The 20,852-nt window shown below is 59.8% G+C and carries 22 protein-coding genes; 7 read left to right on the plus strand and 15 right to left on the minus strand.

Annotated elements, in window-relative coordinates:
- Positions 1–46: 46 nt before the first annotated feature.
- The 10 genes from ABD937_RS17075 to ABD937_RS17120 form a co-directional block, all read right to left on the minus strand.
- A complete protein-coding gene (locus tag ABD937_RS17075; RefSeq protein WP_345257012.1) occupies positions 47–721 on the minus strand; it encodes a phosphoribosylanthranilate isomerase in 675 nt (224 codons plus the stop codon).
- Between the two features lie 122 nt (positions 722–843).
- Positions 844–1,065: a hypothetical protein gene (locus ABD937_RS17080; RefSeq protein WP_345257013.1), complete on the minus strand. Its 222-nt coding sequence runs from the start codon at positions 1,063–1,065 to the stop codon at positions 844–846.
- Between the two features lie 133 nt (positions 1,066–1,198).
- The gene (locus ABD937_RS17085; RefSeq protein WP_345257014.1) at positions 1,199–1,672 is read right to left on the minus strand and encodes a YdeI/OmpD-associated family protein; all 474 of its coding nucleotides are present in this window, start codon (positions 1,670–1,672) and stop codon (positions 1,199–1,201) included.
- Positions 1,673–1,692: 20 nt separating this feature from the next.
- Positions 1,693–2,190, minus strand: a complete 498-nt coding sequence (locus tag ABD937_RS17090) for a hypothetical protein (RefSeq protein ID WP_345257015.1) — start codon at positions 2,188–2,190, stop codon at positions 1,693–1,695.
- A 9-nt stretch (positions 2,191–2,199) separates the two neighbouring features.
- Positions 2,200–2,571: an immunity 22 family protein gene (locus ABD937_RS17095; RefSeq protein ID WP_345257016.1), complete on the minus strand. Its 372-nt coding sequence runs from the start codon at positions 2,569–2,571 to the stop codon at positions 2,200–2,202.
- Between the two features lie 231 nt (positions 2,572–2,802).
- Complete coding sequence (locus tag ABD937_RS17100; protein ID WP_345257017.1) at positions 2,803–3,714, minus strand: polysaccharide lyase; 912 nt, start codon at positions 3,712–3,714, stop codon at positions 2,803–2,805.
- 246 nt (positions 3,715–3,960) lie between these two features.
- Positions 3,961–4,890 carry a polysaccharide lyase gene (locus ABD937_RS17105; protein ID WP_345257018.1) on the minus strand — a complete coding sequence of 310 codons (930 nt, stop codon included), beginning with the start codon at positions 4,888–4,890 and terminating at the stop codon, positions 3,961–3,963.
- Positions 4,891–5,318: 428 nt separating this feature from the next.
- Positions 5,319–6,260: a polysaccharide lyase gene (locus ABD937_RS17110; RefSeq protein ID WP_345257019.1), complete on the minus strand. Its 942-nt coding sequence runs from the start codon at positions 6,258–6,260 to the stop codon at positions 5,319–5,321.
- A 695-nt stretch (positions 6,261–6,955) separates the two neighbouring features.
- Entirely contained in the window at positions 6,956–7,393 is a 438-nt protein-coding gene (locus tag ABD937_RS17115; protein WP_345257020.1) for a GNAT family N-acetyltransferase, read from the minus strand.
- A gap of 214 nt (positions 7,394–7,607) precedes the next feature.
- A complete protein-coding gene (locus ABD937_RS17120; RefSeq protein ID WP_345257021.1) occupies positions 7,608–8,477 on the minus strand; it encodes an OmpA/MotB family protein in 870 nt (289 codons plus the stop codon).
- A gap of 256 nt (positions 8,478–8,733) precedes the next feature.
- On the opposite strand from ABD937_RS17120, the gene ABD937_RS17125 reads away from it, so the two are divergent.
- From ABD937_RS17125 to ABD937_RS17140, 4 genes are all read left to right on the plus strand, one after another.
- Positions 8,734–9,747 carry an ATP-grasp domain-containing protein gene (locus ABD937_RS17125; protein ID WP_345257022.1) on the plus strand — a complete coding sequence of 338 codons (1,014 nt, stop codon included), beginning with the start codon at positions 8,734–8,736 and terminating at the stop codon, positions 9,745–9,747.
- 119 nt (positions 9,748–9,866) lie between these two features.
- Positions 9,867–10,901 carry an LLM class flavin-dependent oxidoreductase gene (locus ABD937_RS17130; protein ID WP_345257023.1) on the plus strand — a complete coding sequence of 345 codons (1,035 nt, stop codon included), beginning with the start codon at positions 9,867–9,869 and terminating at the stop codon, positions 10,899–10,901.
- A 412-nt stretch (positions 10,902–11,313) separates the two neighbouring features.
- Positions 11,314–11,787: a hypothetical protein gene (locus ABD937_RS17135; protein ID WP_345257024.1), complete on the plus strand. Its 474-nt coding sequence runs from the start codon at positions 11,314–11,316 to the stop codon at positions 11,785–11,787.
- Positions 11,784–12,287 (plus strand): hypothetical protein, encoded by a 504-nt coding sequence (locus tag ABD937_RS17140; RefSeq protein WP_345257025.1) that lies wholly within the window; start codon positions 11,784–11,786, stop codon positions 12,285–12,287. The genes ABD937_RS17135 and ABD937_RS17140 overlap by 4 nt, the downstream gene beginning before the upstream one ends.
- Positions 12,288–12,671: 384 nt before the next feature.
- Here ABD937_RS17140 and ABD937_RS17145 read toward each other — a convergent pair whose 3' ends face one another.
- The 4 genes from ABD937_RS17145 to ABD937_RS17160 are packed head-to-tail and all read right to left on the minus strand — an operon-like array spanning position 12,672 to position 15,340.
- On the minus strand, positions 12,672–12,893 hold the full coding sequence (locus tag ABD937_RS17145; RefSeq protein ID WP_345257026.1) for a hypothetical protein: 222 nt from the start codon (positions 12,891–12,893) through the stop codon (positions 12,672–12,674).
- A gap of 51 nt (positions 12,894–12,944) precedes the next feature.
- Positions 12,945–14,099 (minus strand): hypothetical protein, encoded by a 1,155-nt coding sequence (locus ABD937_RS17150; RefSeq protein ID WP_345257027.1) that lies wholly within the window; start codon positions 14,097–14,099, stop codon positions 12,945–12,947.
- 10 nt (positions 14,100–14,109) lie between these two features.
- Positions 14,110–14,808, minus strand: a complete 699-nt coding sequence (locus tag ABD937_RS17155) for a hypothetical protein (protein ID WP_345257028.1) — start codon at positions 14,806–14,808, stop codon at positions 14,110–14,112.
- A complete protein-coding gene (locus ABD937_RS17160; RefSeq protein WP_345257029.1) occupies positions 14,786–15,340 on the minus strand; it encodes an RNA polymerase sigma factor in 555 nt (184 codons plus the stop codon). Before ABD937_RS17160 ends, ABD937_RS17155 begins: the two co-directional genes overlap by 23 nt.
- A 971-nt stretch (positions 15,341–16,311) precedes the next feature.
- Between ABD937_RS17160 and ABD937_RS17165 the strand changes: the two genes are divergently transcribed.
- The 3 genes from ABD937_RS17165 to ABD937_RS17175 all read left to right on the plus strand — a co-directional run bounded on the left by ABD937_RS17165 (position 16,312) and on the right by ABD937_RS17175 (position 20,108).
- Positions 16,312–16,518 carry a hypothetical protein gene (locus ABD937_RS17165; protein WP_345257031.1) on the plus strand — a complete coding sequence of 69 codons (207 nt, stop codon included), beginning with the start codon at positions 16,312–16,314 and terminating at the stop codon, positions 16,516–16,518.
- Positions 16,519–16,916: 398 nt separating this feature from the next.
- On the plus strand, positions 16,917–19,082 hold the full coding sequence (locus ABD937_RS17170; RefSeq protein WP_345257032.1) for a prolyl oligopeptidase family serine peptidase: 2,166 nt from the start codon (positions 16,917–16,919) through the stop codon (positions 19,080–19,082).
- Between the two features lie 315 nt (positions 19,083–19,397).
- The gene (locus ABD937_RS17175; RefSeq protein WP_345257033.1) at positions 19,398–20,108 is read left to right on the plus strand and encodes a pseudouridine synthase; all 711 of its coding nucleotides are present in this window, start codon (positions 19,398–19,400) and stop codon (positions 20,106–20,108) included.
- Between the two features lie 215 nt (positions 20,109–20,323).
- Here the strand turns inward: ABD937_RS17175 and ABD937_RS17180 are convergent, their stop codons facing one another.
- The gene (locus ABD937_RS17180) at positions 20,324–20,761 is read right to left on the minus strand and encodes a hypothetical protein (protein WP_345257034.1); all 438 of its coding nucleotides are present in this window, start codon (positions 20,759–20,761) and stop codon (positions 20,324–20,326) included.
- Positions 20,762–20,852 lie beyond the last annotated feature (91 nt).

Consider the following 20,852-nt stretch of genomic DNA (forward strand, 5'->3'; position numbering starts at 1 on the left):
CAGCGGTCTGCCGCTGCGCATACCCAACAACGTGAAAGGCGCCGCACTATTGTGTGCCCCCGAGCTCCGCGATGAAGCGCCGGATCTTTTCGACGTCCTTGATGCCGGGTGCGCTCTCGAAGCGGCTGTTGAGGTCAACGCCTGCCAGCGAGCGGGCCGCGGAATCGGTGAGGAAGGAGCGGATATAGGCGGCATCGCCGGGCTCGATACCGCCGCTGAGCAGGAAGGGCTTGTCCACGGCGAGGCCGCGCAGGCGGTTCCAGCTGAAGCGCCGGCCTATGCCCCCGTGCAGCGCTTTGTTCTCCCGCTCTTCCTTCGGCGCCGGAACGCCCGTGTCGAGCAACAGCAGGTCGGTGGAGGCCGTATAATGGCGGATCGTCCATTCCACGTGGTCGTTCTCGGCAAAGCGCAGGGCCTTGATGACGTCGATGTGCGGCATCAGCTGCTCACAGGTCCAGGGTGATTCGCGGCCGTGGAGCTGTACCATATCGAGGCCGTATTCCTCCACGCGCCGCAGCACCTCTTCATAACCCGCATCTACAAAGACGCCGACCTTATACAACGGGTAGCGCACCGCCTTTACCTGGGCGCCCCGGAGGCCGAAGCGCTCCGCGTGGCGGGGCGAGGGCGGGTAGAAAATGAACCCGGCGTAGTGGATGCCGAGGGCGGCAAGCTCGTGCAGTTGCTCCAGCGTAGTAATTCCGCAGACCTTGATCTTCATGGCGTGTGTGCTTTAGTTGGGTCAGAAAAAAGCTAAAGCAATCGCCCGGTGGCCGGTAGCTAAAGATAGGGAAATGCAAAAGGCCTCACAGGGAGGCCTTCGTTATCCATTGTCCGCACGGATCACTCTTCGCCTTCGGCGTCGCTCACGGAGGCACGGTCGCCGCCGAGCAGGCGCTCCTCGCTGGAATTGCGGTCGTACTCGGCCGCCTCTTCCTGGATCGTGCGCTCCAGCCCCTCGCTGCCTGTATTGCTGACTGGCGTCATGCCGCTCTCGCGCTCATTCTGTTCCCAGGTTTCCCGGACATTGTTGAGCTCCGTACCGCGATGTCTGCTTGTTGCCATAACTCAGGTTTTTAAGTTCGCTCTTGTACGTCCGAAAATTGTGCCCAAGGACCGCCCGCCCCACCGGTTTTCACATTAAATAAATAGCCTGGATGGGCGCTGCAGCCGTCAGCATGCGCGTTCCCCTAAACATTCATTTACGCGCAAGCACCTTCATCGGGCTCGTGACCCCGGCCTTGATGCGCTCGGCGATCCGGAGGGCGCGCTCCACGCGCTTCTCCGGCGACTTCACGCTCGTCACCACATGCATGAGGCCCCGCTGGTTGCCCGGGGTCAGCGCATGAAAGACCGTGTCGGCCTCCGGGTCGGTGCGCAGCACTTCGAGCAGCTCTTCGGGCATTACGAATTGATAGGGATCCTCATCGCGGCTGATGGCGGCATCGAGACGGTCGCCTTCCTTTGCCCCCAGCTTTTTGAGGCTGGGCGCGCCGAGGGCAATGTAGTATCCGGACTCTTTGCTGCGCTGCAGGGCCGCGTGGAGCTCCACGCCCTTTGCGCGAAGTACAACCCGCTTGTTGCCGCCGGCAAGCAGGGGGGCGGCGGTAACGTCATCTACCGGCAGGTAATGCATCCCGCCCTGTGCGAATTTCTGAATGATATAGTCCATGGTGGTACGAGGATTCAAACTTAGTCCATCCCGCCGGATTCATATACATGAAGCCAATGGAGCAGCGCTTCTTCGGTCTGTGGATGCACCGCCGCGGCCGACGCGTAGCCGTAGAGCACGGGATCGCCGTACACGTCGTCGAGCCAGTGAAACTGGCTAAGCTCAGCCGGGTAACCGAGGTCGCGGCTGAGCTGCGTCAGCTCGCGTACTGCCGACGGGTAGGAAAGACCTCCTTCGAGAGCATCTGAGGCGAGGTGCCAGGCATATTCGCGGAGCACCTGCTCGCGGTCGGAGGCGTCGATGCCCGCCTCGGCGAGCGCCCGCGCGGTGAGCTCACTCCGCTCGAAAGCATTCAGCGCGGGCGTGCTTCCGGCCAGCTCCACGATGTGCGCGGTGTCGTAGCCCGCCTCCATCAGGTCGATCGCCCAGTCGATCCAATCCTCGCTGTGGTCTTGCTGGCGGCAGCGGGCGGCGAGCAGGGCATAGGTGGAGCGAACGGGGTGCAGGCGGGGTGGCATAGGCGAAACTTATCCGGCTTCGTCGGGACTATAGGCAAAGGTTCCTGCAAAGGTCACAGCGGCGCTGCTGCGCATTTCTACGGGATCTTCGAGATCATAGAGCAGGATGCAGGCATTGTGGCCGGCGAGCCTTGCGGCCAGGGGCTGCAGCTGGGGCAGGAAGCTTGCGGCATACGACGCCCTGCCGATCGCGGTGAGCGGATCCCGCGGATCGATCATTATGGCCTCCATAAAGTCCTCGTCGTACCACTCCAGCCCTGTGTCGTGTGCAAAGGGGCTTGTTGCCTCTCCCTCATCGTCATATACCAGGCTTGTATAGGAGCGTAAGGCCGCTTCATCCGTGAAGTTCCCTACCCATATGGCTACCGTGGGTTCTGTCATGCTGCAATTTACGGATGTAACCATCTGTCGCCGCCACCTGCCGGGGAGCGTAAACTGACGTGCGCCCGGTAACACGATCAGTGTTGCAGCTAAGGTGCTGTACGCATCACCTGCGTGTGCTGCCTGATCCAGCTATGGCGCACCCTTGATTCTTGCTTACGTTGGAGAAATACGGGTCGTCTTTTTCCTTTCCGGTACCGGCGGCAAGGGCTGGGCTGCCAGCTGCGCTGCTTACATCGCGGACCACGTAACGTTGTTGAAATAAATGCTGCCATCGGTAGCCGATTGCCAGTAAGGCTCTATGCCACCGCGGAATGTTTCGAAGACCACTTTTTTTATTTGTCGCTGGAGGTCATTGGTGGTCCAGCGGATGGCGCGGTCCAGCACCACAACACCCGCGATGGTGATGGATATCCGCCCATCGGCCACCAGGCCCTTGTTGCTTTTCACGAATATCTTTACCGGGTACCATTTCCCGCGGATAAGGCTGCCGGTTGCGGGAAAGGTCTTGCCAAAATCATGTCCGTAGATACCGGGCTGGTCTTTGTAGTAGACATAGGGCCTGAGGCACACCCGGCCGTCGGTACCCTTGTACCACATGAGGCGCACGGAGCCGCCGTTCCCGTCCCAGGAAGGGACGCCACCCGAGTGGCCGGCACCGATCAGCAGGCCGAAGCCTACTTTACCCCCGGCACTGAAGTCGAAGCTGCTGGCGAACATCAGGTTATACGACAACCGGTAAGCCACTGCGTCGGGCACATCCACTTCCGCCACCGTGCCTCCGTCGGGTCCGAGAATGTTGCGCAGCAGCGTCGTGCGGAGCATGCCACCTGAGATCCGTGAGCCGGAGCCTTTCCAGAATTTCAGGAAGACATAATCGCGGGCCGCTTCGGTAAATTCATAAGGCCCGTTGGGTCGGCCACTATACACCACACTCACGCTATAAGTGGTTCCCGCAGCTCTAGCGGCAGTAGGTTCCGTGAGTAGCGCAAGGCTTCCCTGTGGCGTTTGGGGTATGTCGACTAGTGCGCTTTCGGTATCCGTTGCCGGTAAGGCTTCGTTCTTGGAGCAGCCCGTAATGCAGGCCGTATAGAGCAGGAGTAAGGTTAGCGCCGTTATGAGGCGATTGGTGTTCCGGTACATGTCATAGGTATAAGGGTGTTACGAGATCCTGATGCGGGCAACAGGCGTCTTTAAAGATACCCCTTATCACCGGTCTTTCCCGGAATGTTATTGGAAGCTGGTCGGTAACAGTTACCCCTAGCCGTAGTGTAGTGGTATAGCTGTTCCGTGCCGTGAAGCCGGAAACAAACCTACCGGTGATTGACCCAAAAGAGAAGGCCGCCCGAACAGGGCGGCCTTCTCTTTTGGGCTGATGCATAGACCAGCTTAGTATTTCAGTACGGTGTACTTCACATTGTTGAAGTAGATGTTGCCGTCGGTGGCCGACTGCCAGTAAGATTCGGCGCCGCCGCGGAAGGTCTCGAATACGACGTGTTTCACCAGGCGGTTGGCATCGTTGGTAGTCCAGCGAATTGCCTGGTCCATAACGATCACGCCATTGATCGTGAGGCGGAAGCGGCCATCGGTGTTGGAGCCGTTGTTGGCTTTCACGTACATCTTCACGGTGTACCACACACCCTTCTGGAGGGAACCGGTGGCCGGGAAGCTCTTGCCGAAGTCGTTGCCGTAGGTGCCGGGCTGGTCTTTGTGGTAGATATAGGGCTTCAGGAATACGCGGCCGTTCTGCTTGTACCACATCAGGCGAGCCGAGCCACCGTTGCCGTCCCAACCCGGGGTGCCGCCGGTGTAGCCATTGCCGATGAGGAAGCCGAAGCCAACCTTACCGCCGTAAGAGAAGTCGAAGTCGTTGTCGAACTTGATGCTGTAGGTGAGCTGGTACTCGCGTGCGTCGGGAACGTCCATTTTGGAGAGCGTGCCGCCGGAGATGCCGACCACATTCTTGGTAAGCTTGGTGCGCAGGGTGCCGCCTTCCACCGAAGTGTTGGTGCCCATCCAGTAAGAAACATTCTTGTAGTCGGGGGAGGCCTGCGACAAACCATAAGCGCTGTTGGCGCGGCCGGCATAAGTAACACTCAGGTTGAACGGAGTAGTGGTGGTAGTAGGAGCGGTAGTAGTGGTGGTAGCGAGTGCCGTTGATCCTCCCGGTACAGGAGCCTCAAGAGCAGCGGTGGTTTCCTCGGTAGTGGTCGCGGCATCGGGATTCGAAAGATTTTCCTTGGTGCAGCCAACAAAAGAAGAAGAGGCAAGAAGCAGGCTGGCGATTACAGCGAGGGGGGAGTTGGTTATCTTTTTCATCGGTTGTCGGTTAAAAAGGTGTAGGTGTAGGTTGTGCCCTGTCGTACCGTTCGGGCATTATAAAAGTACTATCGCCAGGAGGCCTTTCGGGCTCACTTTAGACGAACGAAGCAAAAGGAAAGGTGAGTCGCCGGTATCCGTAGTTAAGCCTTTTCCGTGCGTGGTGCTTATCGATGAAACGCAGTGCTGGCAAGGGATTTCGCCCGCTCTGCTGTTTGCCGGCGTCATTGCCGGGGTGGCGTGGGGCGCTCCGTAATAATACAATAAGAGCGATGCCCGGAGGCCGCCCGGGCTGCTTTCGTTCACCGGCTGCTCCGCGCTCCCCAGGGCCAGCCGGCTCCGATCTTAGAACGTCTTATGCGGCTGCCGGACCGGCATAAAAAAAGCCGCCCTCGAAGGGGCGGCTCGATATCAGCATACAAACAAACTTAGAACTTGCCAACACCGTAGGTGATGTTGTTGAAGGAGATGATGCCGTCGGTGGAAGACTGCCAGTAAGACTCGGCGCCGCCACGGAAGGTTTCGAATACGACGTTGTTCACGAGGCGGTTGGCGTCAACTGTGGTCCAGCGGATGGCCTGGTCGATGAGGGTAACGCCGTTGATGGTGATGGTGATGCGGCCGTCGGTGTTGGAACCGCTGTTCGACTTCACGTACATCTTCACGGTGTGCCATACACCCTTGGCGATGGAGCCGGTAGCGGGGTAGGTCTTACCGAAATCATTACCGTACTGGGTAGGCTGGTCTTTGTGGTAGATATAAGGCTTCAGGTATACGCGGCCGTCTTTGCCTTTGTACCACATGATACGGGCGGAGCCGCCTTTGCCGTCCCAACCCGGAGTACCGCCGGTGTAGCCGTTGCCGAGCAGCAGGCCGAAGCCTACCTTGCCACCGTAGGAGAAGTCGAAGTTGGAGGCGAACATCATGCGGAAGGTAACCGTGTATTCAGCGGCGTCGGGCGTGTTCATCTTCGACATCGTGCCACCGGAAACACCTACCACGTTGCGGGCAAGCTTGGTGGTGAGGGTGCCGTTCGAGATATTGCTGCGGGTACCGCCGTTCCAGTAAGAAACCGTCTTGTAGTCGGTGGCAGATTGCGTGAGGCCGTAGATGCTGTTGGCGCGGCCGGTGTAGTTGACGGCAATTTTATAAGCTGTGGTACCGGTAGTGGTGGTAGAAGCGAGGGCGGTAGCAGAGTTGGGAACCGGGGCTTCCATGCTGCTGGTGTCGGTAGCCATGGGCGCTTCGATCATATTGCTTTCTGTAGCGGAAGCGGGGCGGGCGATATCTTCTTTGGAGCAGCTAACGAGGGTAGTGGCGGTGAAGAGGATGCTGGCGATAGCTGCGAAGGTGCGGGTGTTCGTTTTCATCGGTCGTAGGTTAAAAGGGGTGTGGGGTGTGTCGTTCTTGCGATTGACATAGTAAAAGTAGCCCGCCCAAATGGCGGTTCGGGTCTGCCTTCGGTGGATGGGGCCAGACCGTGGACGGAAGGGGGAAATCGGGGGTTAAGACCCTGGTGATAAAATGGGTCAATCACGGCAAATGCAGCAGGGACGCGCATTTGCGGGCACAAGTGCTAAAGAAATCTTAACGTGTTAAAGGGTTGGGAGAGGGGTGTTTGTACTCAAGGTCATGGCTGCGTTGCCTGCTTTAAAGCAGCTTAACTACCGCGGTAAAAAAGGTACAGTTCAGCTGTAGGCCGGAGGTATGGAATCATACAGAAATACGGGTGGTCGTTACACCTATTATTATAGCGATCAAGTGCCGGCAGTATTCGCGTGCTCATCCGTAGTATTACGGATGCGCTTATAAGCCTTTTACTATAGACGCTGCCAATCCGCATGCCTCACGGATGTGGTTGTTTGCCGTATGGATTTGATCCGAGAAAGACTATTACAAGCTACCTGATGAGTTGGATGCACTCGTTATGGTGATCCGTCGGTGCCCGTTAGCAACCAGAAGCAGGCCCGACAAGCGCGTGTGCAGTAGCTGGATGGTGCGGCAGATACCCTGTTTCGCAAGGCCGCCGGATGTGCAGTAACTCTTATGATGCGTGATGAGCGCTTTACCGGAGCGCGAGGTCGCAGTTCAGCTCTACCGCGTCGATGGTGGCGCCCATAGCGCGGTAGAAGGCGATGGCGGGAGTATTCCAGTTCGATACCTGCCAGCGCACCTTCACGCACTGCTCCGCCTTCGCCATTTCGATCACCGCTTCGAGCAGGGCTTTTCCGAAGCCCTGCTGCCGGAAAGCCTCTTGCACATAGAGGTCGTCGAGGTAAAGCGCCTTTCCCGACCAGGAGTAATAAGCAAAGAAATAGCTGGCAAAGCCAACGATACGGCCTGCTACGTTTTCGACCACGAAGCAGCGGAACAGCTCGTGGTCGGCCTGCAGCTGGGCTATGGTCACGGTCAGCTTTTCCGGCGTTTGCTGAAACGTAGCGAACTCGAGGAGGAGCGCGTGAATGGCCGGGATGTCGGTGGCAATGCCGGGGCGAATGCTCATGGTGCAGATCGGTTTGGTGGCGGCGCACCCGACGTGTGTGCCGGGCAACGGGACAAAGGTATCCGGATACCCGGATCCTGTCGCCCGCCTGCCCGATCCCCCGTATTTCCCCGGTACCGCCGCGCTTCGGGGTAGCCGGCGGGTTTGCTGCCTGGACCAAACAAAAGAGCCATCCCGAAGCGGGATGGCTCTTTATATAAAGTAACGTAGCTGATTATTGCTGCGGCTTCTCGAGCAGCTTGAAGAACTGGTCGAGCTGGGGCAGGATCACGATGCGGGTGCGGCGGTTGGCGGCGCGGCCTGCGGGGCCTTCGTTGCCCTGGAGCGGCAGGTATTCGCCGCGGCCACCGGCGGTCATACGCTTCGGGTCGATGCTGAACTGCTTCTGCAGGATGCGCACAATCGAGGTGGCGCGCTTCGTGGAGAGGTCCCAGTTATCCTGGATGGCGCCGCCGGTGATGGGCACATTATCGGTATGGCCTTCGACCAGGAACTCGATCTCGGGCTTCGCGTTGAGTACCTGCGCTACCTTACCGAGCACGGTCATGGCGGCGGGGCTCACCTCGTAGGAACCGCTCTTGAAGAGCAGCTTGTCGGAGATGGAAATGAAGATGGCGCTCTTCTCCACCTTCACCTCGATGTCCTGGTCGTTGATGTCTTTGAGGGCGCTCTTCAGGTTGGTGACGAGGGCGAGGTTGAGCGAGTCTTTCCGCTGGATGGCGCGGTTGAGGTCCTGGATATAGGCGTCCTTGGAGCCGATGTTCTCGAGCGATTTCTTGATGCTTTCGGCCTGGGAGGCGGAGATCACGGAAAGATCCTTCAGCTGGTTCACCATGAGCGTGTTGCTTTCCTTTTGCTGGGCGAGCTGCGTACGGGCGCTTTCGAGCTCACCTTCGAGCTGGGAGCGGCGGCGTGCGGCTTCGTCCTGCGCATCGCGGCAGGCCTTCAGGTCGGTCTGCACCTGGGTATAAAAGGTATTCAGTTCAGCGTACTTCGCCTGCTCGGCAGCCAGCTTCTTCTTGCTGACACAGGAGGCAAGACCGAGGGCCAGGGTACCGGCCAGCAGTAGGTTCTTTCGATTCATATGTTCGTTTTAATAAGATGGTGCGCGTGCGCTACCATTGTGCCAAAGATAGCAGTAGGGGTGAGGCGGGACCCTCCACAAACGTTAAAAAATTTTAGCAGCACCGCGGCGCGGGAAAGACGGCCCGCCCTTTTCTTTGCATTACTATACTAAAATGGTAGACCGATACATTGCTTCCCGTTTATATTGTTGTTGGCGCTGATGCCCGCCTCGTCGTACCTTTTCCACTCCTTCCATCCCTTCTAAAATAGTTTACATGAAAAAACCCATCGGTGTCTTTTATGAGCACCCCGAATGGTTCAAGCCTTTTTTCCGCACGCTCGAGGAGCGCGGGCTTCCTTATGAAAAGATCCACGCGGGTTTTCACCGCTTCGATCCGCTCGCCGACCCGCCCTATGGTGTCGTGATCAACCGCGTCTCATCTTCGTCGTACCTCCGTGGCCATACGCAGGCCATTTTTTACGCCAACGATTATATCGGCTACCTCGAGGCCAACGGCGTGCGCGTCATCAACGGCACGCGTGCGTCGGAGATCGAGACCTCGAAGGCGCTGCAGCTCGTGCTGTTCCGCAAGCTGGGCATCGCCTTTCCGAAGGCGGTGGTGGTAAATCACCCGTCGCAGCTGGTGGCGGCCGCACAGGGGCTGCGCTATCCCGTGGTGGTGAAGCCCAATATCGGCGGCTCGGGTGCCGGTATCCTGCGCTTCGACACCGAAGGCGCGCTGGCGGCCGCGGTCGAGGCGGATTCCATCGACCTCGGTATCGACCATACCGCGCTGGTGCAGGAGTTCGTGCCGGCGCGCGGCGGGCACATCCACCGCGTGGAAACGCTCGACGGCAAGTTCCTCTATGCGCTGAAGGTGTACCCGCCCGGCGATTCGTTCAACCTGTGCCCGGCGGAGATCTGCCAGGTGCCGCTGCCTTCGGCAGCGAGCGTCCCGACGCAGGAGGGATCTCCCAGGACCACACCGGAGCCCGAAGCCCCCGTTGCCATCGGCGAGGCCTGCCTCACCACCGCTGCGAAAAAGGGCATCCGCGTGGAGCCCTTCACACCGCCTGCGGAGATCGTGGCCGCCGTGGAGCGCATCGTGGCGGAAGCGTCCATCGACGTCGGCGGCATCGAGTACCTCATCGACGACCGTACGGGCGAGGCCCTCTTCTACGACATCAACGCGCTCTCGAACTTCATCGCCGACGCCGTGAACGTCGTGGGATTTGACCCGTTCCAGAACCTGGTGGATTATATCGACTCCTTGAATCCAGAACAATAAAGACAAGGAACACGGATCCGGCGGATAAAACGGGTGAAAACGGATCGATCCGTTCGTATCCGCACGATCCGTATCATCTGCGTTCTTTCTCTCCCTCATTAACACACTAAAACTGATCTATGCAATTCGGTTACTGGTTACCGGTATTTGGCGGATGGCTCCGCAACGTGGATGATGAAGGCATGGAAACGAGCTGGCCCTACGTGCAGCGGCTCGTGCAGCGCAGCGAGGAGCTGGGATACGACCTCACCCTCATTGCCGAGCTCTTTCTCAACGACATCAAAGGCATCGACGCGCCTTCGCTCGACGCCCTCACTACCACGGCAGCGCTCGCCGCCATCACGAAGAAGCTCGAGCTGATGGTGGCGGTGCGTCCTACCTTTCACAACCCGGCCATCTTCGCCAAGCAGGCCGCCAACATCCAGGCCATCTCGGGTGGCCGCCTCTCGCTCAACGTGGTGTCGAGCTGGTGGAAGGACGAGGCCCTCAAGTACGCCATCGAGTACGAGCAGCACGACGACCGCTATGCGCGCATGGAAGAGTGGATGACGATCGTGCAGGGCATGTGGGAGCGCGACGGCTTCTCCTTCGAAGGCAAATACTACAGCGTAAACGACACGGTGCTGCAGCCGAAGCCGGCTACGAAGCCGCTGCTCTACGCAGGGGGTGAGTCGGAAGCGGGCAAGAACCTCATCGCGCGCCTGTGCGACGGCTACGTGATGCACGGCGACGACCCCGACGTGATCGGCCGCCGCATCCAGGACCTGCGCGAGCGGCGCGACAAGCTCGGCCTGCCGCAAATGCGCTACGGAGTGGCCGCGTACAGCGTCGTGCGCAACACCGACGAAGAAGTGAAAAAGGAGCTTGCGCGCATCACCGACGTGCAGGCCTCTGCCCGTGGCTATGGCAACTACCAGCAATGGATCAACGGCACGCAGCTCGAGAAGCGCGTATCGCTCGAAGACTATTCCGTGTCCAACCGCGGCCTGCGCAGCGGCCTCACCGGCACACCGGAGGGGGTAGCGGAGCAGATCGACCGCTTCGAGCGCGCCGGCGTCGACTTCTTCCTCCTGCAATGCTCGCCGCAGCTCGAGGAGATGGAGCGCTTTGCCGAGGCGATCATGGCCTACGAGCCCGCACGCAGGGAACAGTAGAATAAAGAACAAGGAATTTTGAATGTCGAGGTAAAGGCCCCGCGAAAGGCGGGGTCTTTTTTTATGGGCAGCGTAGTGACGATGGGCCTGTGTAAGAGAAAGAACGCGGATGATACGGATTTGATGCGATAAGCGCGGATAGGTGCTTGCCTTGTAGAGTCTCTACGATTGCAAGCCGCGTAGGTAAGATCTTTTGGTACGATAAGGGATGCTCCACAGAAATGACCCCTTACCAATAAACCAATAGACTAATAAACAAATAAACACTCCCTCTTAGCGGTAAAAATCCCCTCTTTCCTTCCGCTGCCTTACCGCGGACTTCCGTTGATTTGGCTGTCCGCACGAAATTCGGGAACTTGTACCCCCTAAGCGGACGCCACCCACCCCGCATTGACCCACCAAAACGGCGCTCATGAAATACCTCTTCTTCACCCTGTTGCTGTTGGCCGGCACCTCGGCCGGGGCCCAGCAGCTGGGGCTCGATGAGCTCATCCAGATCCTGGAGAACCGGCGCGATACAGCCTTCCAGCGCACCCTGCTCAAAGACCAGGGCTTCGACCGCAATGCCACCGTCGACAAGAACCAGGTGGCCTTTATGGGCGATGTGTCGGACACGGTGAAGCGCTTCACGGAGATCGTATTTCTGCAGTCGGCCTCCGGCGAGGTGCAACTGATCCAGTACTGCACGCGTCATCAGGAGGTGTATAAAGGCATGCTCAAGGCGATCCGCGCCAACCGCGACTTCCGGGCGCAGCCGATACCGGCGGCCGACGAGGGCGAGTTTATCGAAAGCTTCACAAGCCGCTCATACGATATGCTGCTCGAGTCCGTTAACAAGAAAACCAAGTACGTCATCTCCATCTGGATCAAAGGAGCCAAACTATGAACCGCACCCGCTTTTTCACGATCGCCCTTTCTCTTTTCGCCCTCGGCGCCGCTTCCGAAGCCGGCGCCCAGCAGCTCCGCCTCGAAGACCTCATGCAGCTCACCGACAAGCGCAAGGACACGGCTTTCGTAAGCACCTTCCTCCGCAGCAAGGGCTTCGACCGCCGCGGCGTCATCGACCGCGAGCACGCCGTATTCATGGGCGACGCCGACAAAAAGGCAAAGCGCTTTACCGAGATGGTGATCGTGAACATCCTCAGCGGCGAGATCCGTGGCTTCCAGTACAGCACCCGCCACCTCGACAACTACACGCAGTTCCGCCGCGACCTCGCGCAGAGCACCTTCTTTACCGGCGTGCCCACCAAGGCCGAGCCCGGCGAGATCGCCGAAAGCTTCGAGGCCCGCGAATACAAGATCTTCGTGGAAAGCATCCGCAACCAGACCCGATACGTCATCCACATCGTGCCGCGGGCACCTACGCGCAAAGGCGCTGCACAATAAGGAATGTGCTAAGGGGTTAATGTGCTGATGTGCGGATGGGGCATAGCCATCCACCTTTTCCGTAGCCGGCATGGTTAGAGAAGGAACGCAGATATTTATGATTTGATCCGATAAGCGCGGATGTCAATTGAACAGCGTTTCCTACTCTGCGCTTGCAGCAGTATGATCATCGGGTACGATGAATAAGCAACAAGCATTGCAAAACAGACTGCTCTTCTGGAGTAATCCCTTGTGCGTCATCATTCCTCGTGATCATACCGATCCTACATACTTCCATACCGTAGCGATCAACCTTGGCAGAGAAGTAAAGCGATCTGGCAGTCGACGAACAACGGCTCTGCGGCAATCGTATCAATCATAACTATCTGCGTGCTTTCTCTCCCGCTAAGCCCCGTCGTGATCTCCTTCCCGCATCGTGTCTTCCGCTTCCTGCTCTTCCTGCGGGTCGGGCATGTCTTCGATCACACCGCCTTCACGCAGGTAGGTTTCGGCTTTCTTATCGAAAAGCGGGGACGTGCCGGGTGCCTCGTTGCCTTCGGGCTCAGGGTTGGAGGCATTACCGCGGGAGCCGGTGCCGGGAACGGGCAAAACATCATCGGGTTGCATAAGGATCGTTTTACAGACAACTGCGCGAAAAACTATGCCACCGAAGCGGGCTTAATCAAACGGGATCGTGAGCTTGAGCGAGGGGCTAAAGCCCTTGAAGAGGTCGTTGAACCAGAACTCGGGCTCCAGATGCAGCTGTTTCCAGATGATCGCCGACGGCACCGAGATCTTGACGGTACCCGGCTTCAGCCAGGGACCGGCGCGGCGCACGAGGTAGCCGACGGTGAGGTGGGTGGAAAAGCGGATGCTCTTCCGGTCGGTAGTGTATTCTTTGTCGGTATAGGCAAAGGTCACGAAGTCGTTGCGGTCGGTGATGAGCGCGCCCTTTTCGCCGCGGTTGAAGAAGAAGTGCGGTTCCCAGTAGAGTCGCCAGTGCACCTGCCGCGTTTCGCGAACGTTGCGCGTGAGCTCGAAGCCCGCCGCCGTGGAAGGCGCCCAGGCGCCGCGCACGAACTGGAGCCCGACCTGCACGTAAGGGTTGAAGTAGGAGCGCTTGCGGTAGCTGAAGCGCATGGGATCCACGGGGGTAATCTTACGCCGGCGCGTCACATCGTAAAAGGCATAGAGCATCGAGTATCCGGGCACCTGCTTCGTGAGGTTGCTGCCCAGCTCCTCTTTGAGGTGGTTGAGCGCCCAGTGCAGGTCGGCGGGTGAGAGGTTCTCCACGTCGGTCACCTGGTTGAGGTACAGCGTTACGTAGTAAGGCTGCTCATAAACGTAGCTTGGCTCGCTCGTATACAGGCGGATGCGCTTCGGGTCGCGCAGCGTATCGAGGGTGAAGAGGCGGATGCGCAGCGTGTCCTGCTCCACCTTCACCTGTGCGGTGTCGGCGCCGCGGATGCGGAACTGGAGCCCCTGCTGCGGGTGCTCGAGCAGGCGGATGCGCGTCTCCACCCGGTTCATCACGTAATCGATACGCCGGCTCACGAGGGGCTTGCGAAGCGAGTCGGTGAAGGGCTGAAGGGTCGTCCACACGGCGCGGAACAGCGAATCGAGGTCGTTGAGTTGTTGGAGTTGTCGTGGATCGGTGACTTCGATGGCCATGAGGTTGCCGGAGCCAAGCGCGAAATGAAACCGGTGCTTCAGCGTGTTCGGCGCGGGCGTGTTGAAGATGGCCTCCGAGCGGCTGAGGCGCGGTGCTTCGACCTGGGCAAAAAGGGGCGTGGTGCCGGCGGCGAGCGCCAGCAGCAGGAGGAGCTTTTTCATGTAGCGTTAATTATTGAGGGGAAAGGGAAAGCGAAAATCGGCGGGGACGACGCTCGTGCGGCCCCTCGGTCTCGGTTTGCGGTCCGGAGGCGCCGCGGCGCAGGCGCAGCACGCCCTGGGGGTCGCGGTCTTCGTCGGGCACCGGTGTGGCAGCTATTTCGGGCAGCACCGGCGTGCCCCGGTCGTTGATGTGGGCGATGCGGAAGCGGCGTACCGGCGCTGTTACAGCCACCGCCGGCGTTGCTGCGATCGCTGCCGCCGGGGGCGCGGGTACGGTGTCGGCAGGCACCATTACCTGGACGATGGCCACGCTGCTGTCGCCGGGAAGCGCAGGAGCTACCACCACCTTGCCAGGGGCCGGTTGGGTCACCCGGGTCTTCGTTGCCACTGTTGCTTCTTCACGAGACATCGTTTTCGTTGTCGGCTCCACAGCCGGTGCGGCGCCGGTAGAAATACGGTCCTTCGTTTCAGGCGTTACCCGTGCCTGCGGTGGCGGGGATACTTCGGTGCGGAGCAGGAGCAGCGGTGCGGCCAGCAGCAGGAGGAGCGCGGCTACCGCCATCCGCGGCCACAGGGCCCGCAGGCGCCGCGCGCGGAGGTGGCGGGCGATGCCGTTCCACACGGCTTCCTCGCGGAAAGGCGGGGCGCCGGGAAGCTCCAGGCCATCGAGCCTGCCGGCCAGCGTCTTATCGGGTTTTACGGAGTCCATGACCGGGATAAGCTTGGGTGATCAATTGCTGCAGCAGGGCGCGGGCCTTACTGAGCTGGGATTTCGAGGTGCCTTCGGAGATGCCGAGCAGCGCGGCGATCTCCTTGTGGCTGTATTGCTCCAGCACGTACAGGTTGAAGACGGTGCGGTAGCCGGTGGGCAGCTGCAGGATGGTGCGCAGCAACTCGGCGGCCTCGAGGCCTTCGAGCGGATCTTCGCCACCGGGCACTTCCGCCGCCTCTTCGAGGCCTACCTGCAGGAAGGAGGTGCTGCGGCGCAGGTGCTGCAGGCATTCGTTCACCAGCACCCGCTTCATCCAGCCCACGGTGGCCGCCTCGCTGATGTATTCGAAGCGCGGGAGCGCGGCGAAGATGTTCACGAAGCCGTTCTGCAACACTTCCTCCGCTTCGCTCTCGTTTTTGAGATAGCGGCGGCAGAGCCCGAAGAACGGGCGCGCGAAGTGGCCGTAGAGCGCTTTCTGGGCGCTGCGGCGCTCGTGGCGGCAGTCTTCGATGAGTTGGGCTAATTCCATGCGGACGGGGGTACTAAGATAAATGCGGCGGAAGAAGCGGTGGTTGCCTGGGTCCTGAACTTTTTTCAGATGCCGGAGTATTCCTTGCGGACGTTATTCTTTAACGCAAAGGCGCGGAGGTGCATACGGGCGCGGAGGTGACTGAGGGCGCTACGCAGAACCTGGGGATGCCAATACTCCGTTCCCGCAACGCGCACACTGCCCTTCGTAAGCGGAGCGTCCCGCCGGGCGGGACATGCGCGGAGGTAGTATCACCCCTTCCTGAATTGCTCCCGTTTGGATCTTCCGGCTACCTGTTTAAAAGCGGCTCTTTGAATTAATTGAAAGGCCGGCAAGGCCGCAAGCGGCCTGTTTCGCGCGGCGACGCGGCGCCCCGAAGCTTCGGGGCGCCGCGCAGCGAATCGGAAATGTGCTACCTATTTATCCTTGCATTTTATCGTCGCCGCGTCGTTGCGCCGTCGCGTGCCAAGGCCGCTTGCGGCCGACATTTCCTAGCTTTTAGGAAAGTACATGAATTCAAACAGCCTCTGAAAGAATGGCCGGAACCAGAACAGGAGGCTTTCGCGCATGTCCTGCGTACGCAGAACGCTTTGCCTACGACCGGCAGCGGGTAACCGATCGCATACGATCGTTCGCTCTTTAAGCAAACGGCCCGGCGCTCTTGTTTACCTCCGCGTTCAGGATCTCCCTTCGCACCGGTTGCCACTCCAGCCGCAGTGCGCAACACATTGCACCCTTTGTTCCCCAATCACCAAAAAAGCACGTTCGGCCCTACCTGCTTTGCAGTCAGGCAATTAACACGTTGCGCACATTTCCCCGTTTCGGTTGTGGATTGCCGTGCATAATTTCCTAGTGCGTTGTAGCTCAGGGGCTTTCGCACCAACGCGCCGCAAACCGCCCCGGGATGGCCCTTTCTTTTCAGTACTGATACCGGCTGCCGCCTTGCTGATAGATCCTTAAACCTGCTTGCTATGCAAACGCCCGAACGCCCGGAACGGGAAGCGCCCCCTCCCGGATACTGCGCCCGCTGCGGGGCCCGCTTCGATCCTGCCGACCCCCGGGCGGCCCGCATCCACGAGCACGATGCCCGCCCCGCCCTCCGCATCCGCTACCGGCCGCAGGGCGCGCCGCCCGACGCCTCTTTTGTACTGGTACTACCACCGCAATGCCCCAACTAGCATCGGTGTTTCACTCGTTCATAATCGCCCGACGGAACAGGCTTCTGCCCGCTCCTGGCACACACGAAGCGAACGGCCGGATCTTTCCGGCCGTTCCTTTTTTTGGTTGACGGAAGCTGTTACTTTAAGTAAGGTTCGCAGGCGGCCTTAGCGCCGCCGCGGCGAAAAAGCGAATTGCCCGACCGCTTTTCGCTGCGCCGCCGCGCCGCCGCGTGCTAAGGCCGCTCGCGGCCGCCCTGTGCCCGCGATCGACCTGCACAGGCGGCGCAGCCATTTTACCCTTATAACTCAAAGGCAGTAGGTTGTCCTGAGCTTGTCGAAGGATGCCGCTCCTCCAAAACGCAGAGCCGCTGCCGGCGCGAACCCGTATCTTTAAGCCTACCTCAAAACGTACACGCATGAAAGCAACCCTGCTGGGCGCCCTGCTGGCCGCGCCCTTTGCCCTTGCCGCCCAATCGGGCCCGCTGGCCTACCCCACCACCCGCAAGGTGGACACCCTCACCGACTACCACGGCACCAGGGTGGCCGACCCCTACCGCTGGCTCGAAGACGACCGGAGCGAGGAGACCAAGGCCTGGGTGGCCGCCCAGAACAAAGTGACCTTCGGCTACCTCGAGAACATTCCCTACCGCGCACAGTGGATGAAGCGCCTCGAAGAGCTCAACAACTACCCGAAGTACGGCGCGCCCTTCCGCAACAACGACTACTACTATTTCTACAAGAACGACGGCCTGCAGAACCAGAGCGTACTCTACCGGCAGAAGGGGTTGAGCGGCCGCCCCGAGCCCGTGCTCGATCCCAACGGCTTCTCGGCCGAAGGCACCACGTCGCTTGCCACCTTCTCGCTCTCCGAGAACGGCCGCTATGCCGTGGTAGGCAAATCGGCCGGCGGCTCCGACTGGCGCACCTACTTCGTGATGGACATGCAGACGCTGAAGTACCTCCCCGACTCGCTCGCCTGGATCAAAAGCTCCGGTGCAGCCTGGCGCGGCGACGGCTTCTTCTACAGCCGCTATCCGAAGCCCGCATCGGGCTCCGACCTCTCCGCCAAAAACGAGAACCACCAGGTGTATTTCCACAAGGTGGGTACTGCACAGGAGCAGGACGTGCTGGTGTATGAAGACAAGGCCAACGTGCAGCGCTTTCACAACGTGGGCACGAGCGAAGACGAGCGCTACTCCCTCCTCTATATCCGCGACCGCGGCGCCAAGGGCAAGCTTGGGAACGCGCTCTGGTTCCGCGACGAGCGCGCTGCCGGATCCACCTACAAGCCGCTCATCGGCGAAGTCACCGACCTGAGCTACTCCTTCGTGACCGAAGCACCCGACGGCCGCTTTCTGGTGCTCACCAACGACGGCGCCCAGAACAACCGCGTCGTTTCCATCGACCCGAACAACCCCGACCGCTCCGACTGGAAAACGATCATCGCCGAAGGCACCGAGAACATCACCGGTATTTCTACGGCCGGCGGTAAGCTGTTCGTGAGCTACCTGAAAGACGTGACGAGCCGCGTGTACGTGCACGGCCTCGACGGGAAGCGCGAGCGCGAGGTGAAGCTGCCGGCGCTCGGCACCGCCTCGGTGTTCGGTGGCAAGAAGGGCGATAAGGAGCTGTTCTTCACCTTCACGTCGTTCACGTTTGCGCCCACCATCTACAAGTACGATATCGCCACCGGCAAGACCGACGTGTTCCGCAAGCCCGAGGTGAAGTTCAACTCCGACGACTATGTAACGGAGCAGGTATTTTTCCCGAGCAAGGACGGCACCAAGGTGCCGATGTTCATCGTATATAAGAAAGGCCTGAAGCGCGACGGCAGCAACCCTACGCTTATGTACGGCTACGGCGGCTTTAACGTGCCGAGCAACCCCGGCTTCTCACCCACGCGCATCGGCTGGCTCGAGCAGGGCGGCGTCTACGTGCTCGTGAACCTGCGTGGCGGATCGGAGTACGGCGAGAAGTGGCACGAGGCCGGCATGCGCCACAAGAAGCAGAACGTGTTCGACGACTTCATCGCTGCGGGCGAGCACCTCGTGAAAACGAAATACACTTCGCCCGAGCGCCTCGCCATCCAGGGTGGCTCCAACGGCGGCACGCTCGTGGGCGCCGTCATGAACCAGCGTCCCGACCTGTTCAAGGTGGCCATTCCGCAGGTCGGGGTGATGGACATGCTGCGCTTTCAGAAGTTCACCATCGGCTGGAACTGGATCGCCGAGTACGGCTCGAGCGAGAACCCGGCCGACTTCAAGACCCTGTATAACTACTCCCCGATTCACAACCTGAAGCGCGGCGTCAACTACCCGGCCACGCTCATCACCACCGCCGACCACGACGACCGCGTGGTGCCGGCCCACTCGTTCAAGTACGCGGCTACGCTGCAGGAGCTATACAAGGGCAACAACCCCGTGCTGATCCGCGTGGACGTGAACTCGGGCCACGGCGCCTCCAACCTGAAGAAGTCGCTCGAGACCACGGCCGACATTTACTCGTTCATCTTCCACAACATGAAGCTGACGCCGAAGTTCGAGGGTGTGGCTGGAGGTAAGGAGTCGAAGAAGACCTTTTAAGCGGTTGGTTCAGTTTAAAAAGCGCGTGTTGCTCGGCAACCAGGTCATTGCGAGCGCAGCGAAGCAATCTCCACAACTGGCGGAGTGTTCCAATAGCTGCAACGTTTAGGATCACTCCGCGTAACGCAGGGGATTGTCCCGAAGCTTCGGGACGCTGCGCTCGCAATGACGGCCACCGGCCTTTGTAGGGCAAGATCAACATAGTGGTAGCTATACTAAGCCGCCTGGCACTAAGACAAGGAACACGGATTGGACAGATCGTACGGATCAATGCGAAGGGATTACCCGTCGCTATCCGCACCATCCGTCTGATCCGTGTTCTTTTTCGTCGGAACGGCCCAGAGTGCCGCCCCCGACTCCTTTACTACCTTTGCCTCCATGTCCGATACCCCGCTCCGTTATTTCGTCGTGAACAAGCCCTACGATATGTTGTCGCAGTTCATCGGCAAAGACGGGCTCCCGATGCTTGGTGACCTGGACTTTGACTTCCCGGAGGGGGCGCATGCCATCGGCCGCCTGGACCGCTTTTCCGAAGGGCTGCTGCTCGTGACCACCGACAAGCGCGTGACGCGGCTGCTGTTCCTGGACACGGAGCCGCACCCGCGCACCTACTATGTGCAGGTGCGAAAGGTGGTGTCGGCCGAAACGGTGGAGCGGCTGCGGAGCGGGATCCCCTTCACCATCCACGGCGGGCGCCCCTATACGTCGGCCCCGTGTGCGGTAGACATCGTGCCCGATCCGGGCTTTTCGTTCGCCACACCGTATATCTACAGCCCCCATGCACAATTCAGCTGGCTCCGCATCGTGCTCACCGAGGGTAAGTTTCACCAGGTGCGCAAGATGGTGAAGACGGTGCATCATCCCTGTGTGCGCCTCGTACGCACGTCGATCAGCGACCTGGAGCTCGGCGACCTGCCCGCTGGCGGCGTGCGCGAGCTGACGCAGGCCGAGTACTTCGGCGCGTTGCGGATCGGGACCCATCCCCCGGCCCCCTCCCTAGGGGAAGGGGAGCGTAAGGACGCATGATTATGCGTCCCCGCATATGCATCTCCCGGAAAGAACAGGGAACAATCGAACAAGGAACAGGGAATAAGGAATATAGAAATACAACACCAGCCCACGGCTTCAGCCGTGGGTTTTCGATATGAACCAGCCCATGGCTTTAGCCATGGGAACAAGGAACCGGGAACAAGGAACAAGGAACAAGGAACAGGGAACAAGGAACAGGGAAAGGAGATCAGTCAGTCGTTAACCAGGTACCAATTGGGCTCCAGCAGGAAGTCGTTGCCGCCGTTGCGGACGTTCTCATCGAGCTCGCTCCTTTTGCCCTGGTCGAGGGTAAAGACGATAGCGGAGTAATGCTCACCGATGCCGCGGTCGAGGTAAAAGGTGAGGGTTACGGCGGTTGTATCGCCCGGTTGCACCATGGGGGTGGCGTAGAAATGCCGCGCTACGTGAAAGCCTTCGTCGAACGGGTAACCGAAGCCATCGGGAAAGGAATGCATGCCGGGCCTGTAACGCACCGTATCGGCGCGTACCGCGGCGGCAAGCGATTTAAGACGGCTGCCGTTTTCGGCCCATTCCTGCTGCCCGTCTACGGAGCGCGGCTCCCACGAAGGAAAGCAGGCAGCGAATACCGAAAGCAGGCAGAACAAAGAAAGCAGAACACGGAGGCGCATGCGCAAAAATAGGCGCCCTGGTCCAACCCGGTCGCCACCGGAACGCAGGTCCCGGGTGTATGATTCCGCACTCCATCCGCAAAGCCGGCCA

The organism is Flaviaestuariibacter amylovorans (assembly GCF_039541815.1).
Taxonomy (GTDB): Bacteria; Bacteroidota; Bacteroidia; order Chitinophagales; family Chitinophagaceae; genus Flavisolibacter; species Flavisolibacter amylovorans.

Bases quoted from the DNA above. Each gene is read 5' to 3' on its own strand.
- ABD937_RS17160 (WP_345257029.1), bottom strand. From the start codon at position 15,340: ATGGAATTAGCCCAACTCATCGAAGACTGCCGCCACGAGCGCCGCAGC.
- ABD937_RS17090 (WP_345257015.1), bottom strand. From the start codon at position 2,190: ATGCCACCCCGCCTGCACCCCGTTCGCTCCACCTATGCCCTGCTCGCC.
- ABD937_RS17080 (WP_345257013.1), bottom strand. From the start codon at position 1,065: ATGGCAACAAGCAGACATCGCGGTACGGAGCTCAACAATGTCCGGGAA.
- ABD937_RS17145 (WP_345257026.1), bottom strand. From the start codon at position 12,893: ATGCAACCCGATGATGTTTTGCCCGTTCCCGGCACCGGCTCCCGCGGT.
- ABD937_RS17125 (WP_345257022.1), top strand. From the start codon at position 8,734: ATGAAAAAACCCATCGGTGTCTTTTATGAGCACCCCGAATGGTTCAAG.
- ABD937_RS17110 (WP_345257019.1), bottom strand. From the start codon at position 6,260: ATGAAAACGAACACCCGCACCTTCGCAGCTATCGCCAGCATCCTCTTC.
- ABD937_RS17105 (WP_345257018.1), bottom strand. From the start codon at position 4,890: ATGAAAAAGATAACCAACTCCCCCCTCGCTGTAATCGCCAGCCTGCTT.
- ABD937_RS17130 (WP_345257023.1), top strand. From the start codon at position 9,867: ATGCAATTCGGTTACTGGTTACCGGTATTTGGCGGATGGCTCCGCAAC.
- ABD937_RS17115 (WP_345257020.1), bottom strand. From the start codon at position 7,393: ATGAGCATTCGCCCCGGCATTGCCACCGACATCCCGGCCATTCACGCG.
- ABD937_RS17120 (WP_345257021.1), bottom strand. From the start codon at position 8,477: ATGAATCGAAAGAACCTACTGCTGGCCGGTACCCTGGCCCTCGGTCTT.
- ABD937_RS17180 (WP_345257034.1), bottom strand. From the start codon at position 20,761: ATGCGCCTCCGTGTTCTGCTTTCTTTGTTCTGCCTGCTTTCGGTATTC.
- ABD937_RS17165 (WP_345257031.1), top strand. From the start codon at position 16,312: ATGCAAACGCCCGAACGCCCGGAACGGGAAGCGCCCCCTCCCGGATAC.
- ABD937_RS17140 (WP_345257025.1), top strand. From the start codon at position 11,784: ATGAACCGCACCCGCTTTTTCACGATCGCCCTTTCTCTTTTCGCCCTC.
- ABD937_RS17095 (WP_345257016.1), bottom strand. From the start codon at position 2,571: ATGACAGAACCCACGGTAGCCATATGGGTAGGGAACTTCACGGATGAA.
- ABD937_RS17100 (WP_345257017.1), bottom strand. From the start codon at position 3,714: ATGTACCGGAACACCAATCGCCTCATAACGGCGCTAACCTTACTCCTG.
- ABD937_RS17155 (WP_345257028.1), bottom strand. From the start codon at position 14,808: ATGGACTCCGTAAAACCCGATAAGACGCTGGCCGGCAGGCTCGATGGC.
- ABD937_RS17135 (WP_345257024.1), top strand. From the start codon at position 11,314: ATGAAATACCTCTTCTTCACCCTGTTGCTGTTGGCCGGCACCTCGGCC.
- ABD937_RS17170 (WP_345257032.1), top strand. From the start codon at position 16,917: ATGAAAGCAACCCTGCTGGGCGCCCTGCTGGCCGCGCCCTTTGCCCTT.
- ABD937_RS17085 (WP_345257014.1), bottom strand. From the start codon at position 1,672: ATGGACTATATCATTCAGAAATTCGCACAGGGCGGGATGCATTACCTG.
- ABD937_RS17150 (WP_345257027.1), bottom strand. From the start codon at position 14,099: ATGAAAAAGCTCCTCCTGCTGCTGGCGCTCGCCGCCGGCACCACGCCC.
- ABD937_RS17075 (WP_345257012.1), bottom strand. From the start codon at position 721: ATGAAGATCAAGGTCTGCGGAATTACTACGCTGGAGCAACTGCACGAG.